This window comes from Longimicrobiaceae bacterium (assembly GCA_035936415.1).
Taxonomy (GTDB): Bacteria; Gemmatimonadota; Gemmatimonadetes; order Longimicrobiales; family Longimicrobiaceae; genus JAFAYN01.
Window position 1 is genome coordinate 1 of the sequence record DASYWD010000543.1, and the last position, 18718, is coordinate 18718.

Genomic DNA, 18718 nt, shown 5'->3' on the forward strand with positions numbered 1-18718 from the left:
GCTCGCGGGCCCCGCGCGGTCCGCGGGGAGGGCCGTCGGCGCAACGCCCGCCAGGTGCCCGCGCCAGTAGGCCAGCGCCGGCTCCAGGCGGTCCGCGTCCAGCGTCGCCCGCTGCCAGGCGGCGTAGTCGGCGTACTGTACCGACAGCTCCGGCAGGTGCGGCTCTCCGCCCGAGGCGAAGGCGGCGTAGAAGGCTCCCAGCTCGCGCGCCAGGATCCCGAGGGACCAGCCGTCGCCCGCCACGTGGTGCATGACCGCCAGGAGCAGGTGGCTCTGCGGGTCCAGTCTCACCAGGAGCGCGCGCAGGAGCGGCCCCCTCTCCAGGTCAAAGGGGCGGCGCGCCTCCGCCCCTGCCAGCCGGATCGCCAGCGCCTCGCGGTCGCCATGGGTGGTGAGATCGACCACCGGGAGCGGGAAGGGATCGGGCGGGAGGACGTGCTGTACCGGCTCGCCTCCCGCCTCGCAGAAGACGGTGCGCAACGCCTCGTGGCGCCGCACCACGGCGTCGAGGGCGAGCCGGAGAGCCCCCGTGTGCAGCGGACCTTCCAGGTGGTAGCAGACGGGGAGGATGTAGGCGGCGCTCCGCGGGTCCAGCCGGTGGATGAACCAGAGCCGCTCCTGCGGGAAGGAGACCGGCAGCGCCGCCGTGCGCTCCACTGGAGTCACGGGCGGAAGCCCGGGCAGGCCCGCCCTGCGAAGCTCCTCCACCCGCTCCGCGAGCCGTGCCACCGTCGAACCCTCGAAGAGCGCGCGCACCGGCAGCTCTACCCCGAAGAGCTCCCGCACCCTGGAGAGCACCCGCATCGCCAGCAGCGAGTGGCCGCCTAGCTCGAAGAAGCTCTCCTCCACGCCGACCCCCTCCAGGCGCAGCACCTCCGCCCAGGTCCCCGCCAGCACCTCCTCCACGGGCGTCCGGGGCGCGACGTATCGCTCCTTCGCCGACCCGTATTCCGGCAACGGCAGCGCCTTGCGGTCGAGCTTCCCGTTCGGAGTCAGGGGCAGCCTGTCGAGAGCGACGAACGTGGCGGGCACCATGTACTCCGGCAGGCTCTCCCGGAGGTGGCGCCGGAGCGCATCCACCGTCACCTCGCCCACCACGTACGCCGCCAGCCGCCGCTCCCCCGCCGCGTCCCCGTGCGCCACCACCACGCACTCGCCCACGCCGGGGTATTGCCGCAGCACCGACTCGATCTCGCCCGGCTCTATCCGGAGCCCGCGGACCTTCACCTGCGCGTCCAGGCGCCCCAGGAACTCCAGGGTGCCGTCGGAGCGCCACCGCACCCGGTCACCCGTGCGGTACATGCGCGCACCCGGCTCGCTGCCGAAGGGGTCGGGCAGGAACCGCTCCGCCGTCGCTCCAGGGCGCCCGACATAGCCCCGGGCCAACCCGGCTCCGCCCGCGTAGAGCTCTCCCGGCACCCCGACGGGAACCGGCTGCAGCGCTCCGTCCAGCACGTAGACGCGGGTGTTGGAGATCGGCGTCCCGATGGGGAGCCGGCCACCGCTCCACCCCTCAGGCACCGTGTAGCAGCAGGTGAAGGTAGTGTTTTCCGTGGGCCCGTACCCGTTGATCAGGCGAAGGGCCGGGAAGCGCTTCCGCACCTTTTTCACTTGCGCCACCGGCACTACGTCCCCTCCGGTGAGGAGCTGCCGCACCCCCCCCAGAGCCTCCAGCCGCTCCTCGACCATCACCTGGAACAGGCCGGCCGTCAGCCACAGCGTGGTGACGCCGTGCCGGCGCAGCACCCGGTCGAGCTCCTCCAGCGACGGGGTGGCGCCGGGCATCAGCACCAGCCGGGCGCCGTGGAGCAGCGCGCCCCACAGCTCGAATGTGGATGCGTCGAAGGAGACGGGAGCTGCCTGCAGGACCACCTCGTGGGGTCCGAACTCCGCGTAGCTCGCTCCCCGGACCAGCCGGACGATGCTGCGGTGCTCGACCCCGACCCCCTTCGGCGCCCCCGTGCTCCCGGAGGTGTACATCACGTACGCCAGCCCGCGCGGATCCACTGGCACCTCCAACGGCGCGGCGCTCTCCCCGGCGGCCTGCGCCCAGAGGGGATCGGCGACTACCGTGGCGGGGCCGTCCGCCGGGAGCCTGTCGAGCAGGGGCTCATGGCAGAGGAGGTACGAGGCCCCCGCGTCCTCCAGCACGTACCGCAACCGGTCGCGCGGGCTCTCGGGATCGAGGGGGACGTACGCCCCTCCCGCCTTCAGGATCGCGAGCAGGGCGATCACCAGCTCCGGCGACCGCTCCATGCACACCGCCACCCGCGCCTCCCGACCCACCCCCCGCCCGTGGAGCGAGCGCGCTAGCTGGTTGGAGCGCCTGTCGAGCTCGCCGTACGTGAGCGCCTCCCCCATGAACGCGACTGCCACCGCCTCCGGGGTACGGGCGGCCTGAATCCGAAGGAGCTCGTGGACGCACGCGGAGCGCGGGTAGGGCGTCGCCGCGGGGTTCAGCTCGTCGAGGATGTGGCGCCGCTCGGTGGGTGTAAGGATCCCGACGCTGCCCAGTGGCTGCTGAGGATCCCCGGCGAAGACGCGCAGAATGGCGGTGAGGTGCTCCCCCATGCGCCGGATCGCCTCCTGATCGTAGCGGGCGGGGTCATAGCCCACGACGAAGGTGATGCTCGCCCCTCCATGCGCGACCAGCGCGAGCGGATAGCTGGTCCACTGGATGAGGTCGAAGTTGCGTCGCCGCCACGCGTCTCCGAGGAGGTGCAGAGCCTCCTGCGTGGTTTCCCGCTCGAACCCGAACACCGTCTGACAGAGCTGGACGCCGCTGGAAACCTCGCTCCACTGCTGGATGCGAGACATGTGCGTGCGCTCGTGGGGACGCATCCGCACCCAGAGCGAGCGCAGACCTTCCAGCAGGTCGGCTACGGAGCGCCCCGGGTGGAGGTGGACGCGGACCGGAACCGTATTGCTGAGCAGCCCCACAACCTCGCCCGCGCCGACGAAGCCGCCCCTGCGGCACGAGCGCGTCGCCCCGAACACCACGTCCCAGTCGCCGGTGTAGCGGCCGAGCAGCAGCGCCCAGGCGCCCTGCAGCACGGTGTTGAGGGTGACCCCCTTGCTCTCGGCCAGACGCCGCAGCACGGCGCTCAGCTCGGCGGAGAGCTCGAAGCCGTGCCGCTCCCTCCCCTCCCGCCTGCCGTCGCCCGGCTCCAGGGCCACCTCGTTCGGGGATTCGAAGCCACGCAGCTCCTCCTCCCAGAACGTCCGGGAGTCCTGCGGCTCCGCGTCCCGCAGCCACCGGACGTAATCTCCGTAGGGCCGCAGGTCGTCGGCCGCGAGGGCCCACCCGTTCAACCGGGCCTCGTAGTCCTCGAACACCTCTCGCAGGAGGACCCGCCGCGCGTGGCCGTCGAACAGCGCGTGGTGGGAGCTCCACACCAGGCGGTACGCCTCGTCCTCCAGCCGGAACAGGGCGAAGCGCGACAGGGGCGCATCACCCGGCCGGAACGGCGTGGTGCGGTCCTCCCGCAGGAAGGCGCGCATCGCGTCATTTTGAGCGTCGACCGGCAGGCCGCGCCAGTCGTACTCGATCCAGGGGACCTCCACAGACGCGTGCACCCTCTGGACCGGCTCGGGAGCGGCGTCCAGGGCGAAGGAGGTCCGCAGGACCGGGTGCCTGTCGGAGAGGCGCTGCCAGGCGCTCCGGAACTCCGCGGGGTCGAGCGGCTCGCGCAGCGTGCAGATGTACTGCTGCAGGTAGAGGCCCGCGTCGCGCTGGCTGTGTAGGAGCATCGCCTGCTGCATCGGCGTGAGCGGGTACGCGTCCATCACCACGCCGCCGTGGGGCTCCACGCGTTCCCACTTCCCTGAGAGGGTGCTCGTCGGATCCATCGTCCGTTTCGCTCCGCGACGTGTGACCTTTACTATGCGCAAGCCAGGGCCGGCGCGGGTGGCTCCGAAACGTCTTCCGCCTCCCTGCTATGGCCGCGCGACCTGGGGCACGGCCACGGCGACCGCCGGGTCGCGGCTCGCTCGGACCACGGTCAGGCCTGGGACCGGGTCCCCGTGCATCGCGGTCAGCTCGGCCTGGACGGCACGGATCAGCTCAGGGTACGCGTCGAAGGCCTCCCGTGCCGGTGCCAGCTCCAGGCGCTCGCGTTTGGTGTGCGCCAGCGCCTCCTGCCCCGGCGCAAAGCCGATGGTCGGGTACCGCCGAAGCCGCCCAAGATGTAGGCCCAGAGTGCCGGGATGAGCTCTTCGGCCGCTTCCACCTGCAGGACGACCTCGTCGCCCGGCCTGGTGCCGTATGCACGGACACCGCGCAGAATGCTCTCCGCGCGAGGTCGAACCCCGGTGTAGCACATCACGACCGCCCGCCCGTCCCTCCCCACCTGGATGACCCGGCCCGGGGTGGAATGCTCCGACGCGCGGCGGAGAACATCGGCAAGCGTCGCCGGAGTTCCCGCGCCAACGGAGAGCACAGGCCCCACTGTTACTGCCGGGGGTGCGGAGAGGGTCTGGCCAGCAAACGGGTCCAGGGCTTACCTGTCCCGACGATTGCGGTCGACACAACCCCGGTTATCCGCCGGGCCGCGCCGGTGACACCTCTCGCTCTCGTGCCGCGAGCCGCACGGCTTGCAGACGGCGAACATTCGGTGTCTAAAGTTATCCCCACCCAGAATAGGCTCGCGCTCACCAAAGGTCAATAATGGCGTCACCTGGGTGGCACGCGCTTCAGGAACATCAGTGCTGAGAAGGCAAACTGCCGAATCGACTCGTGTCCGCAACGACCCAGTATTGCACGGATCGTGGTCGGCGCCTGCTTCCGGTTCCACCGCAGGAGGCACCCGGTCACGAAGAGGACGAAGAGAGGCCAAGCAGGGCGTACAGGACCTGCACCGTCAGCCCTACGAAGCTCCCGATGTGAAAGGATAGAGCAGGCTAATACTACAACGAAGCTTCAAGCCGCCTGAGGAGTCGGTGAAGCCTGCGGCAGAGTCGTCGTTTGTAGTGGCTCTGCTTGGCGGCCTCGTTTCGCCGCTGGGTCTGTTCGAGCCAGCTGAGCAGTTCCGCTCGGCTCCAGTGGCGCCGCGGCAGAATCTCCCCGAGCACGCGCGCGATCTGCGGGCGCGTCAGGTGGGGTCTGTTTTTTCCCCCATTCCTGCTGCAAGCTGAGCAGGAGGGCGCCGGCCAGAAGCGAGAGCGGGATGTGGTGATGCCACCCACGCCAGCCGCGTACCTCGTACCTCGTCCAGACCGACCTCGCCTTTGAGCGTCTCGAACTCGGTCTCGACCCTCCAGCGCGTGGTTTGGACCTGAGCGAGGCGGCCCAACTCCGCTTCGGCTGGTGCGTTGGAGAGCGCGTATCTGGGCTCCTCCCCTTCCAGGTTGGTGCGCAGCAGCAGCCGGCATTCCCGGCCGGGCAGCCCATCGCGGCTCTCCCAGACGCGTAGCCGGGCAAAGCGGTAGAGGCGCGGCCCCTGAGCGCCCTCGGCCACCTCGATCTCCTGCCAGGCCTGCTCGGGTAACGCAGCAGCCAGAGCTTGCACCGGCTGCGCGGGTACGGCGCCGGGAGCCAGGCGCACCTTCACGGGCTGGCGACCGCGACCCGAGTAGGGCGGCACCTGGGTGGGCGCCTCTTGAAAAGGGCGTGTGTATCTCCATGGTTACCTGCACCCCCTGGCAGGGAAGATGGCCAAGGTTCCGGTTTACCAGCTGTGTGCACGGGTACTGGATTGTCCGCAGGAGGGACAGGGTGCCAGGTGCCGCCGCGTAGTGGCAGCGACGGTGATCTGGTCCTCCGCGACCGAGAGCCGCTCCACGTGAGGCTCGGTGACCGATGGGGTGAGCGTAATGGACACGAGGCACCTCCGGCAGATGACTCCGTGGGTGCGCGGCACATTCTCGACCCGTTCAGATCACCAAATCCGCGGAAGAACCCCATTTCGCTCACCATTGAAAGAATGGGGGTGGATAGGCATCCGCACCGCAACTCGCCCACCTGTGTGGGCGACCACGAGTGCGAGGGGCGGGTCGAGTGCTTCGTGCGAAGGCTGAACAGAGGAGTGCATCGGCGTGCACCGCGTACGCACGTCGGAGCACACCGCACGGTCGTTGGTCCGGCCGCACGGTTCCGGGTGGCCGCGTCTCGCCTTCCAATGACCAACCACCAGCGGGAGGAACAGCTGCCGACCGGTTGCGGCGGCCTGTCGATGGCGCGTCAGGGTGCGTTCGAACCCCCTGTTGCCAAAAGCTACAGACAACGGCTAACGGCTTGCAACACAGTTCCGGACTTCGTTGACAGCGCGGTGGCTGCGACTTATTTTGTTCCTTGGGTACTGGTATCGCTTGCCGCATTGCGTTATCGGGTGGGTCGAACGTTCCGGCGCGGCAAGGAACACTGTCGCGGCCCTCGCACATCGTACAGGAGAACGCTCGCGGCGCTGGTCCGGCGGGGTCGGGTGCTCTGCACACCTTCACTCGAAGGGGTGGTCATGTCCAAGCTTCTGCTGACCGGCGATGAGATCGAATCCATTCAAGCCCTGCTCAGTGAGGTCTCCTGCCACTACGCCTCCCCGGAGAGCCCGGAATTTCTGAGGGAGGCCGACATCTGGTCGCACGAGTTCCCGCGGCGGCTCCGGACAGCGCTGCGGGAGTTCCGGCTCGCCGAGCCGAAGGGCGCAATGCTCGTTATCTCGGGCTATCCGGTGGACCAGGCCAAGGCCGGCCCTACGCCGATGCACTGGCGTGACAAGGACTCCGCGAACGACACGCTGGCGGAGGAGATGCTTCTGGTAATGCTGGGCTCGCTCCTGGGGGACCCCATCGCCTGGTCGACGCAGCAGGACGGGAGAGTGGTGCATGACATCTTTCCGATCCGGGGACACGAGCACGAGCAGCTTGGGAGCGGTAGCGAGGAGCTGCTGACCTGGCACACGGAGGACGCATTCCATCCCTACCGGGGGGACTACCTGGCGCTCATGTGCCTGCGCAACCCGGACCAAGTCCCCACCACATTCGCCTCTCTGGAGCACGTGCAGCTCACCCCCGAGCAGGTACGCATCCTCTCCGAGCCGCACTTCACCATCCGCCCGGACGAATCTCACCTCCCCAAGAACCGTACGACGAGCAACGGTCGCTCGCCCGAGGAGGAGAAGCTGGTGCAGCGGGCGTATGCCAGGGTCGAGCAGATGTGGAGATCGCCCGAGAAGATCGCGGTGTTCTCGGGGGGGATGGACTCGCCATACATCCGGCTCGACCCGTACTTCATGGACCCGGTCCGCGACAACGCCGAGGCACAGGCCGCGCTCGACGAGCTGTGCCGGCAGGTGGACGCGTCGATCAGGGACCTAGTGCTCCTCCCCGGCGACTTCCTCTTCGTCGACAACTGGAAGGCGGTGCACGGTCGCAAGCCGTTCAGAGCCCGCCACGACGGGACCGACCGCTGGTTGAAGCGCATCAACATCTCCCGCGACTTGAGAAAGTCGCGGGACGTCCGCCTCACACCGGACTCTCGCGTCATCCACTGACGTCAGGGAGTCGAACACGGCGGCTCCGGCCGGCGCAGCGCTTTGCTGCAGGAGGCCCGATACACAGCCCCCCTCCGGCCTCCTGCCGACCGACCTGGGGAAGAAAGCAATCCGGTCGCTGAGCGAGCGGTCGACACCCGCCGCTCGACACTCGCTCGCCCGAGGGCACGATACGGCGCCCCGGCGTGATGTCCCGGCTCACCCGCGCACCACCTAGAATCCATGCGCCGCTTACTTCTCTCCGCCCTCTGCGTCCCCGGACTCGCCAGCGCGCAGGCACCGTCTCCGCGCGCGAACATCCCCGTTCCGGCCACGCATCCTGCGCCCATCCTGCGCGCCGCACCAGCCACACAGCCGATCCGCATCGATGGCCGGCTCGACGAGGAAACGTGGCTGACCGCCGCCCCGGCAACCGAGTTCACGCAGATCGTGCCGAGCGAAGGTGCACCGGCGACTCAGCGAACGGAGGTCCGCATTCTGTTCGACCGCGATGCGCTCTACATCGGTGCGCGTCTCGAAGACACGGAGCCGGTCTCGACTCGCCTTGTGCGCCGGGACGGACCGATGGACAGGTCCGACTGGCTCACCGTCATTCTCGACAGCTACCACGATCATCGGACCGCCTTCGCCGTCGAGTTGAATCCGTCGGGTGTCCGGAGGGACCAGATCCGGGCCGGCGGCAGCGAGGACGACTCATGGGATCCAGTCTGGGAGGCGGCGACCGCCGTGGACAGCTCCGGGTGGACCGCCGAAATGCGGATCCCCTTCTCCCAGCTCCGCTTCAACCCCGGTAGCGACCAGGTCTGGGGCATCCAAATCGAGCGGTCCCGCGCCCGCAACCAGGAGTTTACGGCGTTCGCCTTCACGCCGAGCACCGAGCCCGGCGGAATCCCGCGGTACGGCCATCTCCATGATCTCCGTACCGGGACCGCCAGGAAGCGCCTCGAGATCCTCCCGTACACCCTCGCGCGTGGCGAGGACGTGGACCGCGGTGACAACCCCTTCCGCGCGGACCGCGACCTGGGGATCTCGGCCGGCCTCGACCTGAAGTACCGCGCCACCTCCGACCTGACGTTGGACCTGACCCTGAACCCGGACTTCGGGCAGGTGGAGGTCGACCCGGCCGAGGTCAACCTCACGGACGCGGAGACCCGCTACCAGGAAAAGCGCCCCTTCTTCATCGAAGGCGCGGACATCTTCAGGTTCGGAGCCGGGGGGAACGACGTGTTCTACTCCCGCCGCATCGGCCGCGCGCCGCAACTCAGCCCTGCCGGGACCGCCGTGGACGCTCCGAATGCGGCCCACATCCTCGGCGCCGGCAAGCTCTCGGGGCGTACGCGCTCGGGATGGGCGATCGGGGCGCTCAGCGCGGTCACCGGGCGTACCACGGCACGGTACCTCGCAGTCGACGGCAGGGCAGACGATATGACCGTCGAGCCGTTGACCAGCTACTTCGCCGCCAGGCTCCGCCGCGACGCCCGGTCCGGCCAGTCGGTGGTCGGCGGGATGTTCACCGCGGTAAACCGGCGGCTCGATTCGGACGTGCTGCGCTCCACCCTGCACAGCGCCGCCTACTCCGGCGGCGTGGACTTCGTCCAGCAGTGGGCGAATCGCACGTGGACCCTGAGCGGGTTCGGCGCCGGCAGCTACGTCTCCGGCACCCCGGAGGCGCTGGTCCGCACGCAGCAGGCGCCGCGGCGGTACTTCCAGCGCCCGGACGCGCGCGCGTTCCAGGTGGATTCGTCCGCGACCTCCTTGGCGGGGCTGGCGACACAGCTCGACCTGCAGCACCGCCGCGGCCGCCACTGGCGCTACGGCGCCACCGTGAGGACGACCACTCCGGGATTCGAGATCAACGACCTGGGCTACCAAGACCAAGCGAACCGGGTGGAGAGCCAGGCCAGGATCACCTACGTAGAGAACCGGCCGGGCCGGTGGCTGCGCTACTGGGACGTCACGGGACGGTCCGACGCCGGGTGGAACTTCGACGGAGATCGCACGCTCGGCACGGCTGGCCTCCAGGCCGGTCTCCAGACCCTGGGCTACTGGCGCGCTTTCGCCGGCCTGACGGTGACCGCCGCCTCCCACGACGACCGCCTCACCCGCGGCGGACCGGTCGCGCGGCGGCCGGGGACCGTCCGGGGCAGCGTCGTCGTCGTGAGCGACCAGCGCAGACCGGTTCGCGCGATGCCGTCCGCCTCGTACGTGCGCGACGACCTGGGAGGCTGGGGAGGGTCGGCCGTCCTCGACGTCGCTGCCAGGCCGGCGCCGGGCTGGAGCGTCTCTCTCGCCCCGGGGGCCTCCCGCAGGCACTCCGCGGCCCAGTTCCTGGAAACGATCCCCGACCCTTCCGCCGAGCACACCTTCGGCTCGCGCTACGTGTTCGCTCCGCTCGACCAGACGACCGTCTGGCTCGAGACACGCGTCAACGTGACGTTCACCCCCACCCTGTCGCTCCAGGTCTACGCGCAGCCGTTCCTGTCCAGCCAGGCGTTCGGCCACCCGGCCGAGCTCGCCGCCGCCCGGACCAGCGAGTTCCGCACCTACGGCACCCAGGTCGGAAGCGTGGTGCGCGACGGAGCGACCTACACGATCTTCCCCCTGGGGAGATCCGAGGGAGCCCCGTCGTTCGAGCTTGCCGATCCCGACTTCAACTTCCGGTCGCTGCGGGGCAACGCGATCCTCCGGTGGGAATGGCGCCCCGGATCCACCCTGTACGTGGCGTGGCAACAGCTCCGCAACGACGTGGCGCCCGTCGGCGACTTCGCCTTCGGACGCGACCGCAGCGCGCTGTTTGCTGCCCGGCCCGACAACGTGCTCGTGGTCAAGATGAGCTACTGGCTGAACCCCTAGTTGGGCGCGGGAGACTCGCCGCCTCCCGATCCGTCGCCGCAGCCGCTCCACCCCGAACCGGAACCGTCCTATGCCACGTACCGCAGCCTCAGCCGCGCTCGCCGCGCTGGTCTACCTCGCCGCCACACCCGCCTCCGCGCAGGAGGTTCCCCCGCTCCAGTGGACCGCCGCCGCCAAGAGCCCGGCAGGCCAGGCGCCCCGGACCCTCCAGTTCACGCTGAGCTACCGCACGCGCGGCGGAGAGGACGGGCTGACGAGCCGTCCGGTCCCCCTGCGGAGGCTGGAGGGACTCACGCCGGCCGAGGTGGAGTCGCCGAGGGCGCAGGTGCGCTTCCGGCTCCGGTACGAGGCGGGTTCGTTCGACTGCGAGGGGTGGTTCCGCACGGGCCGCGGCTCCGGTGACTGCGAGTTCGCCCCGGACGCGGGTTTCGCCGCGGAGCTAGAGCGCCGGGGGGTGGGGCGGCCGACGGGGTGGCAGCAGCTCTCGCTGGCGCTGCACGACGTCGGCATCGCCTACCTGGACGAGTTGGCTTCCCAGCGCTACCCCCGCCCCGACGTCGCGGAGCTGGTCCGGGCGGGGAAGCACGCGGCCGGGCTGGAATTCCTGCGGGGGATGGGGGCGGCGGGATACCGGATGGGGACGCTCCAGGAGCTGATCCGGCTGCGCGACCACGGCGTCACCCCCGAGTTCGTGCGGGAAATGGCCGCGCTCGGCCACCGAGGCCTCCCCGCCGAGGATCTGGTCCGTCTGCGGGGTCACGGGGTGAGCTTCCGCTTCGTGCGGGAGATGCGGGAGCTGGGCTACGGCCGGCTCACCATCGACCAGCTCGTGCAGCTGCGCGGCCACGACGTGACCCCGGACTTCGTGCGGCGGGCCAACGCCCGCGCAGGAATCAGGCTCCCGCTGAGCGAACTGATACGTCAGCGCGAGCACGACGAGCGGTCGTGACCCCGACGCGGGGAGGCCCCTCATCCGAGTGCGACCGCTTCCGCGGGCTGAACGAACGGCACCGTGACCGGGGTCTTCGGGGGTACGATGAGGCTCATGTAACGGTCTCCCTCCCGGCCAGGCCCAGCTCCACGAGCCCGCTCAGCTCCGCCTCGACCTGCAGCTCCTTGGACAGGGCAGGGATCTTCTTCGCCGTGCCGAGCGCCCCAAAAGACGGCGGCTCTCCTCGCGGATCGGGCACTCCACCTCCGTGCCCGAGCGGGAGTCGACCACGCTCGTGATCCCGCCCTGTCGGCGGAGCTGCAGGCGGGGCCGGATCCGCTCGTCGCTCCAGAGGGTGGTCCACCCGTTCACTTTCTCGCGCAGCCGGGTGACCATCCTGGCCGCGTTCATCGCGTACGGCGCGGTGTAGTTGTGGTCCGCGAAGTGGTAGGCCAGGTCACGTAGCGCGTCGGGCCTCGAGTGGGAAGGTGGTGAACCGGTACCAGTCGAGCGGGTGCAGGTCGGGGCCGTACTGCTCCGCCTCGACGAAGTAGGGGCTGAAGCGGTCGAATCGCACCAGGAACACCCCGCCCGGGGGGGAGGTGGGTCAGGAGCGGGATGTCCTGCAGGTACTTCGCGTAGACGTCGATCTCTTCGCCGGGGAAGCCGATGAGTAGGTTCCATGCCGGATAGATATTGTAGCGAGGGCATTCATCAGGAACTGCAGGTTCTGGAACACCGACGCGCTCTTGCGCATCAGCTTGAGCGTGGAGGTGTTCAGCACCTCGCTCGAAGACACCGGCGCGAAGCCAGCGCTGCATCTGCTGATAGACCGCTGCCCAGGGCGGAAGATCGTGCGCATGTAGCGCCAGGGCGAGCCGGTGCGCACGATCCAGCGCAAGCAGTTGAAGACCTCGCGCAGGCTGTGCTCGCGTTGGCCTGCCGTGACCGGCAGCAGGATCAGGTACGGCGCAACGAAGGCCCACTCCTCGTCGCTGACATCACTGGGGTACGCTTTGCGATTCGACATCCGGTCGAATACAACTCAGCTCCCCTCTGGTTCATAACACGCTCTTAGAAGAGTTGCTCATCGGATATCTCGTCCGTTTCGTGTGGGCGTCGTCGGACCGCGACCGCGGTGCGACGGGGCCACACAAATGGCTGGTGGCGTGCCTCCCGGCCGGTGCCCCCCTTCCGGCGTCAGGCGCAGAGACACCTGTAGGAGGCGTAGCCTCCCAGGTTCGGGTTCGGCTCCCAGGTCGGCGGGGCTGATGGGTCCGGACGGATCTCCACGAGCGTTTCCAGCAGCGTCTGGAGCGCGACCTGGATCTCGATTCGCGCGACCGATGCCCCGGGACAGCGGTGCGCGCCGAAGCCGAAGGCGACGTGCGGGTTCGGCTTGCGGTCGCCCTGGAGCGTGTGCGGATCGAGGAATGCATCCGGATCACGGTTGGCCGCCTCCAGGAAGAGGACCACCTTCTCGCCGCGCCGGATGGTGCAGCCGTCCGTGGACTCGTCGGCGAAGTGGACGTCGCCGGTCGCGTAGCGGACCAGGTACCGGGTGGGGGTCACCATGCGGAGGAGCTCGTCCGTGAGCCGGCGGACCGAGCCGGGGTTCGCCCGGATCCGCTCGCGCCACGTGCTCCACTCCGGGAGGAGGAGCGGGAGGCCGTTGCCCAGGAGCTTCTGGGTGGTGACCCGCCCCGCCGCGAAAGCCATCATGCACTGGATGACGACCTCCTCCTCGTCGTCGAGCCCGCCGTCCCGCAGCAGCGCGCCGATGAGGTCCTCGGAGGGCCTCCCCCCGCGCGCCGCCACCTGGGCGCGGAAGTAATCGCCCAGGTGGACGATCTCCTCCACCTCCACCTGCAGGTATCCGCTGGTGACGTTGGCGAAGGTCGTCGCCCAGCGCTCCAGCCGCTCCATCTCGCCGGAGCTCTGCGCGGGGAGCCCCACGATCATCGAGATCGCCTCCATCGAGTAGGGGACGGCGAAGTCACTGACCAAGTCCACCTCGCGCCGCTCGCGGGCGCGCTCCGCCAGGGCGAGCGCGGCGGCACGGAGCGGGGGGAGGAGCGCGTCCGACCGGCGGGCGAGCTCCTCCAGCACCGCCCGCTGCATCTTCACCTGCTTCGGGCCGTCGGCGAAGATGATCTGCTTCTGGACCGCGTCCGCGATGAACGAGCGGCGGGCGCCTCGCCGGGGCTGCGGCACCGCGAGCGCGACATCGGAGACGAAGCGGTCGTCCGAGAGGATCTGCCGCAGCACGGCCTGCCCGGTCACGAGCCAGCAGCGGTTCGCCGGGTCGAAGCTGATCCGGTCGCGCTCCCGCAGCGCGTCGTAGAGGCCGTGGGGATCCGCGTACCCCTCCACCAGCCCCTTCAGGGTGAGCGGATCCGGAGCAGGCCATGGCCGCTCGCCGCTCATTTCTCCCCGTCCGTGAACCGCCTCCTGCATCTTGTTCCCCTTTCTCCAAAGAAGTCCGTTCCGCGGCCTTCAGGCGTCTTCGCGAGGCCCCGGGAACGGCGGCGCGCGGCCCTACGGCCGGGGCGCGGCGGCCGTCCCGCTGGTCGCCAGCGCCTGGACCGGGATCCCCCTGGCCACCACCAGCGACGCCTGCACGGAGCGGATGAGCGCGGGGTATGCGTCGAACGCGATCCGCGCCTCCCCGAGCTCCAGCCTCTCGCGGGTGGTGTGCGCCAGCGCCTCCCGTCCCGGCGCGAAGCCGATCGTCGGAATCCCGTGGGTCCCGCAGGTGTGCCCCCCATCGGTGCCGAACTTCCACGGGCGAATCCCCGGGGCGACCCCCGTGGCGGCGCGGAGGGCCTTGGCCGCGGCCTGCACCACGGGGTGATCGTCGGGCAGCAGGAAGCCGGGGGTGAAGTTGCTGTCCTCGCTCGCCCACCCCGTCCACGCGCGAAAAGTGGCGCGGCCGGGGAGCACCTCCACTCGGAGCCCGTCGACCGCCGGCACCCGCTCCGAGAGGCGGGCGCGGATCTCCTGCAGCGCACGGGGCTCGTCCCACCCCGGCAGGACCCGCAGGTCCAGCGTGACGCGCACGCGGTCGGGGATCACGTTGCCGCTCTTGGGCCAGCACTCGACGACCGTGGGCGTGAGCGTGGCGCGACCCAGGACGGGGTCCTCCGGCTGCGTCTGGGTCAGCTCCCGGAGTGCCAGGAGAACGTGGGGGAGGACGAGGTTGGGGTTCCGGCCGCATTCGGGCGCGCTGGCGTGCGCGGCGCGGCCGTGGATGTCCACCGCGAGTTCGGCGTGGCCGCGGTGCCCCGTGCACAGGTCGCCCCCGGTGGCTTCGGCCAGGATCACGGCGCCGGGGCGGACCCCGCACGACGACATCAGGTGCATCATTCCCCATCCGCCCTTCTCCTCGTGGACCGAGAAGGCCATGAGTAGGTCGCCGGACGGCCGCTCGTCCACGAACCGGGCGGCGGCGTACACCTGGATGGCCAGCGGGCCCTTCACGTCCATGGCCCCCCGGCCGTGCAGGCACCCGTCCGCCACGGCGCCGCCGTATGGATCGTGCTCCCACCCGTCCACATCTCCCACGTCTACCACATCCATGTGGGAGGAGAGCATCACCGCGGGGGCACCCTCCGTCCCCGCGATGCAGCCGATCACGTTCCCGGCGCGGTCGGTCCTCGCCTCGTCGAAGCCCAGCGCCCGCAGCTCCTCGACGATGCGATGCGCCACTTTCCCCTCCTCTCCGGGCAGGCTGGGGATCCGGATGAGCTCCGCAGCGAACTGGATCGCGCGCTCGAATCCAAGGTCACGTCCCATGGTCCTGTGCCCCCTTCAGGTGTACGAGCGCGCCTGCATCGAGTAGAGCTCGGCGTAGAGCCCGTCCCGCCGCAGCAGCTCGTCGTGGCCGCCCAGCTCGGTTACGCTCCCCCCGTCGAACACCAGGATGAGGTCGGCGGAGCGCACCGTGGAGAAGCGGTGCGATACCAGGATGGTGACGGCGCCCCGGGCGGCGCCGAAGCGGGCGGCCCGGGCGTAGCGCTCGAAGAGCGCGTACTCGGCCAGGGCGTCCAGGCTGGCCGTGGGCTCGTCGAAGAAGGTCACGAGAGGGTCCTCGCGCATCAGGGCCCGGCCCAGCGCCAGCTTCTGCCACTGACCGGTGGAGAGGTCCGCGCCGCCCTCCCACCGGGCTCCCAGTTGGGTGTCCACGCCGCCGGGGAGCGCGTCGAGGACGTCCACCGCCCCCGCCCGGTCCAGCGCCGCGTGCACCGCGGCCCGGTCATCCACCTGGGACAGGTCACCCGCGCCCACGGACTGCTGCGCCGTGAACTCGAGGCGGGCGAAGTCCTGGAACGCCGCCGAGAGCCTCTGGCGCCACGCCTCCACCTCGATCTCGGCCAGGGGCACCCCATCCACGAGGATGCGCCCCTCGGTGGGCTCGTACATCCGGCAGAGGAGCTTCACTACCGTCGTCTTCCCCGCCCCGTTCTCCCCTACCAGGGCGACCACGGCCCCGGCGGGGATGCGGAAGGAGATGTCCCGCAGCGCCCAGTGCTCGGTGCCGGGATAACGGAACGACACGCGCTCGAAGACGATCCCCTCCTCCAGGCGTGCGGGCGCCGATCGTCCCCCCGGCCGGGCCGCGCCGCGGGCGTAGTCCTGGAGCCAGAGCATCCGGCCCGCCGCGCGCAGCACCTCGCCGAGACCGGTCACCCGCTGGACCGGCTCGACGACGCTGGCCCTCACCTGCTGGGCGAGGTAGACGACCATCACCACCTCGCCCACCGTGGCCTGGCCGCGGCTCGCCCTCGAGAGCATCAGCCCCACGGCCCCGAAGAAGCCCGCCAGGAAGAGCAGGTCGCCCGCACTGTCCAGGAGCGCGACCCGACGTCCCACGGCGAGCCTCGGTCCCCGCGCCTCGTCCCAGGCCTTCCGGAAGCGGGATAGCATCTCCCGCTCCAGTCCGAACACCCGCAGCTCCATCCCCGCGTTGCGGTCGAACGCGAGCGCCCGGAGCTGGCGGGAACGGCGGGAGGGCGGCGCCGAGCGCTCCTCGGCAGCCGCGAGCCATCGCTGCTTCACGGCGGCGAGCGGCAGGGCCGGGAGCGCGAAGGGGACCAGCAGGAGCAGCCACGGGCTCACGAACACGAGCGCCACCAGGGTGCTCAGCCCGCCGACCACCACGTTGGCCGTGTAGATCAGGGAATTGAGCGCGCCGCCCAGGATCCCCTGCTGCTGCCGCAGCAGCTCCAGGCGGTCCTGGTAGTCGGCGCGTTCGTGGTGCTCCACGCCGGGGAGCCCGGAGGTGACGGTCGTGATCTCCCGGTCCAGGGCGAACCCCACCTCCTCGATCAGCCGGTTGCGCATCCACCCGCCCGTCCACATGCCGACGAACCACAGGACGCGCGTGGCGGTGATTCCCGCCGCGCCAAGAAGCAGGAGACGGAGGTCCTGCCGGAGCGCGCCGTCGACCACGAGGCGCAGGAACCAGGCGAACAGCGGGAAACGGAGGAAGCTCAGGGGCTCCAGCAGGAGCCCGATCGAGCGCCAGGGATCGGTCCGCCACGCGGTCCGCACCAGCAGGGCGACCGCACGTAGGTGCTCACGCATGGTGCGCCTCCTCGGCTGTGTGGACGCCGGCCACCTGCACGATGGAGAACCGCTCGGACTGCAGCGTGAACATCCCGGCATACCGGCCGCCGGCACGCATCAACTCGTCGTGGGTCCCGTCCTCCACCACCCGGCCTCCATGGAGCACCACGATCCGGTCCGCGTGTCGGACGCTCGAGAGCCGGTGCGAGACCAGGATGGTAGTGACGCCCCGGGTCACCTCCAGGAACCGCTCGAAGAGCTCGGTCTCGGCCCGTACGTCGAGGCTGGCGGTCGGCTCGTCGAGGATCAGCAGGCCGGCTCCCCCGCGGACCGCGGTCAGCGCCCGGGCCAGCGCCACCCGCTGCCACTGCCCCCCGGACAGATCCGCGCCGCCCTCGAACTCGCGGGAGAGCACCGTGTCCCACCCCCCGGGAAGCGCCCCGAGGAGTCCGGCACCCCCGGCGTCGCGCAGCGCGCCCTCCAACGCCTCGGAATCGTCCAGCAGGGGGAGGTGCCCGAAGGCGACGTTCTCGCGCAGTGGCAGCGGGTAGCGCACGAAGTCCTGGAAGATGACCCCGATCCTCCCCCGCGCCTGGCGCGGAGACATGCCCCCGTCCACGGTGATGCGCCCCGCATCCGGCTCGTAGAGCCCGCACAGCAGCTTGATCAGCGTGCTCTTCCCCGCCCCGTTCTCGCCCACGATCGCCAGCGACTGGCCGGCGGGGATCTCCAGCGAGAGCCCGTCCAGGGCGGGCCGCTCCCGGCCGCGGTAGGTGAACCGCACGCCGTCGAGGCGCAGAGCGACCTTCCCGCCCCGCCCGGCCGGCGGCTCGGCCGGCTCGGCCGGCTCGGCGGGGGACGCGGAAGGCACCCGCGACCGCAGGCCGGCCGTGCGCTCCGCCACCGCCAGCGACTGGGTGAGCAGCCACCTCCAGTCGCCGATCATCCCCAGGTCGGCGGTGGCGATGACCGCCTGCATGAAGACGAGCAGCGCCGCGGCGTCGATGTCGCCGCGGCTCGCCGCCAGGCCGAGCGCGCCGAGCACCGCCGCGTGCGAGAGGGCCAGCGTGAGCGTGGTGGCGGCGGCGAGCCCCTTGTTGGCTCTCCGGCTCCGCCACATCACCCGGAGGGCGTCCATCCAGGCGTCGGCGTACCGCTCCACCACCCACCCGCTCAGCCCGAACACCCGGATCTCCTTGGCGGCGGGTGGATCGACCGCGAGCGAGCGCAGGTACTCCGAGCGCCGCATCTTCACCGCGCCGTCGTTCATGTTGACGCTCACTCCGTTCTCGGTCGCCTTCGCGTCGAGCAGGTTGGTCAGCTGCCAGGCCGCCAGCAGCAGGAGCGGCGCCCACCACTCGAAGCCCAGGAGCACCACGAACGCACCGATCCCCTGGAGTCGCGTGGTGACGACGCTGGAGAGCGCCGTCATGGTCGTCCAGAGCACGCCGCGCCGGTCCGCGTCCTGGATGGCCTGCAGCTCGTCGGCGAGCACGGGGTCCTCCAGCGGCGCGAGCCCCGGCGTTCCCAGGGTGGCGCGGGCGACCGTCTGGTGCACCTCCAGGGCGAACGCGTAGTCGAGCACGCGGGAGAGGTGCGCCACGGCGTTCCCTCCGAGGGCGAGCCCGCCCAGGAAGAGCCCGAGTGCGGCGAGGGCCACTAGCGTCGGCTGTCCGCCGGCCGAGAGCAGCCCGCTCTCCACCGCGCCGGGGATGGACCGGACGAGCGCGCCGGTCGCCAGGATCACCGCCGTCGGCAGCAATCCCATCACGAGGAGCAGGACGCCGAACCCCGCCGCCCGCCAGCGCGCCGCCCTCCAGAGCAGGCCCAGGAGTGCGCGCCACCGCGCGAGGCGATCGATCCGTGGATTTGCCATGAG

The 18718-nt window shown here is 70.5% G+C and carries 11 protein-coding genes and 1 pseudogene; 4 read left to right on the forward strand and 8 right to left on the reverse strand.

The features are described 5' to 3' along the window. Nucleotides 1-3849 (reverse strand): amino acid adenylation domain-containing protein (locus tag VGR37_21795; GenBank protein ID HEV2150046.1); only part of this gene is annotated, 3849 nt, incomplete at its 3' end. 1241 nt (nt 3850-5090) lie between these two features. After that, nucleotides 5091-5549 carry a hypothetical protein gene (locus VGR37_21800; GenBank protein HEV2150047.1) on the reverse strand — a complete coding sequence of 153 codons (459 nt, stop codon included), beginning with the start codon at nt 5547-5549 and terminating at the stop codon, nt 5091-5093. Between the two features lie 903 nt (nt 5550-6452). Between VGR37_21800 and gntD the strand changes: the two genes are divergently transcribed. From gntD to VGR37_21815, 3 genes are all read left to right on the forward strand, one after another. Continuing rightward, nucleotides 6453-7487 carry a guanitoxin biosynthesis L-enduracididine beta-hydroxylase GntD gene (gntD, locus tag VGR37_21805; protein HEV2150048.1) on the forward strand — a complete coding sequence of 345 codons (1035 nt, stop codon included), beginning with the start codon at nt 6453-6455 and terminating at the stop codon, nt 7485-7487. Nucleotides 7488-7709: 222 nt separating this feature from the next. Beyond that, nucleotides 7710-10340: a DUF5916 domain-containing protein gene (locus VGR37_21810; protein ID HEV2150049.1), complete on the forward strand. Its 2631-nt coding sequence runs from the start codon at nt 7710-7712 to the stop codon at nt 10338-10340. Between the two features lie 70 nt (nt 10341-10410). Continuing rightward, nucleotides 10411-11289 (forward strand): hypothetical protein, encoded by an 879-nt coding sequence (locus tag VGR37_21815; protein HEV2150050.1) that lies wholly within the window; start codon nt 10411-10413, stop codon nt 11287-11289. Between the two features lie 94 nt (nt 11290-11383). On the opposite strand, the gene VGR37_21820 is transcribed toward VGR37_21815, so the two are convergent. Then, nucleotides 11384-11530, reverse strand: coding sequence for a hypothetical protein (locus VGR37_21820; protein ID HEV2150051.1), 147 nt, complete (start codon nt 11528-11530; stop codon nt 11384-11386). Between the two features lie 36 nt (nt 11531-11566). Here VGR37_21820 and VGR37_21825 point away from each other — a divergent pair, with 36 nt between their 5' ends. Beyond that, nucleotides 11567-11701: a hypothetical protein gene (locus VGR37_21825; protein ID HEV2150052.1), complete on the forward strand. Its 135-nt coding sequence runs from the start codon at nt 11567-11569 to the stop codon at nt 11699-11701. 370 nt (nt 11702-12071) lie between these two features. Here VGR37_21825 and VGR37_21830 read toward each other — a convergent pair. From VGR37_21830 to VGR37_21850, 5 genes and pseudogenes are all read right to left on the reverse strand, one after another. After that, a pseudogene (locus VGR37_21830) lies at nt 12072-12301 on the reverse strand (transposase). A gap of 170 nt (nt 12302-12471) precedes the next feature. After that, nucleotides 12472-13698: a cytochrome P450 gene (locus tag VGR37_21835; GenBank protein ID HEV2150053.1), complete on the reverse strand. Its 1227-nt coding sequence runs from the start codon at nt 13696-13698 to the stop codon at nt 12472-12474. 111 nt (nt 13699-13809) lie between these two features. Beyond that, nucleotides 13810-14979 (reverse strand): M20/M25/M40 family metallo-hydrolase, encoded by a 1170-nt coding sequence (locus tag VGR37_21840; GenBank protein ID HEV2150054.1) that lies wholly within the window; start codon nt 14977-14979, stop codon nt 13810-13812. A gap of 102 nt (nt 14980-15081) precedes the next feature. Next, nucleotides 15082-16857 carry an ABC transporter ATP-binding protein gene (locus VGR37_21845; protein HEV2150055.1) on the reverse strand — a complete coding sequence of 592 codons (1776 nt, stop codon included), beginning with the start codon at nt 16855-16857 and terminating at the stop codon, nt 15082-15084. After that, a complete protein-coding gene (locus VGR37_21850; GenBank protein ID HEV2150056.1) occupies nt 16850-18715 on the reverse strand; it encodes an ABC transporter ATP-binding protein in 1866 nt (621 codons plus the stop codon). Before VGR37_21850 ends, VGR37_21845 begins: the two co-directional genes overlap by 8 nt. Between the last annotated feature and the right edge of the window lie 3 nt (nt 18716-18718).

Bases quoted from the DNA above. Each gene is read 5' to 3' on its own strand.
- VGR37_21815 (HEV2150050.1), top strand. From the start codon at position 10,411: ATGCCACGTACCGCAGCCTCAGCCGCGCTCGCCGCGCTGGTCTACCTC.
- VGR37_21835 (HEV2150053.1), bottom strand. From the start codon at position 13,698: ATGAGCGGCGAGCGGCCATGGCCTGCTCCGGATCCGCTCACCCTGAAG.
- gntD (HEV2150048.1), top strand. From the start codon at position 6,453: ATGTCCAAGCTTCTGCTGACCGGCGATGAGATCGAATCCATTCAAGCC.
- VGR37_21845 (HEV2150055.1), bottom strand. From the start codon at position 16,857: ATGCGTGAGCACCTACGTGCGGTCGCCCTGCTGGTGCGGACCGCGTGG.
- VGR37_21850 (HEV2150056.1), bottom strand. From the start codon at position 18,715: ATGGCAAATCCACGGATCGATCGCCTCGCGCGGTGGCGCGCACTCCTG.
- VGR37_21810 (HEV2150049.1), top strand. From the start codon at position 7,710: ATGCGCCGCTTACTTCTCTCCGCCCTCTGCGTCCCCGGACTCGCCAGC.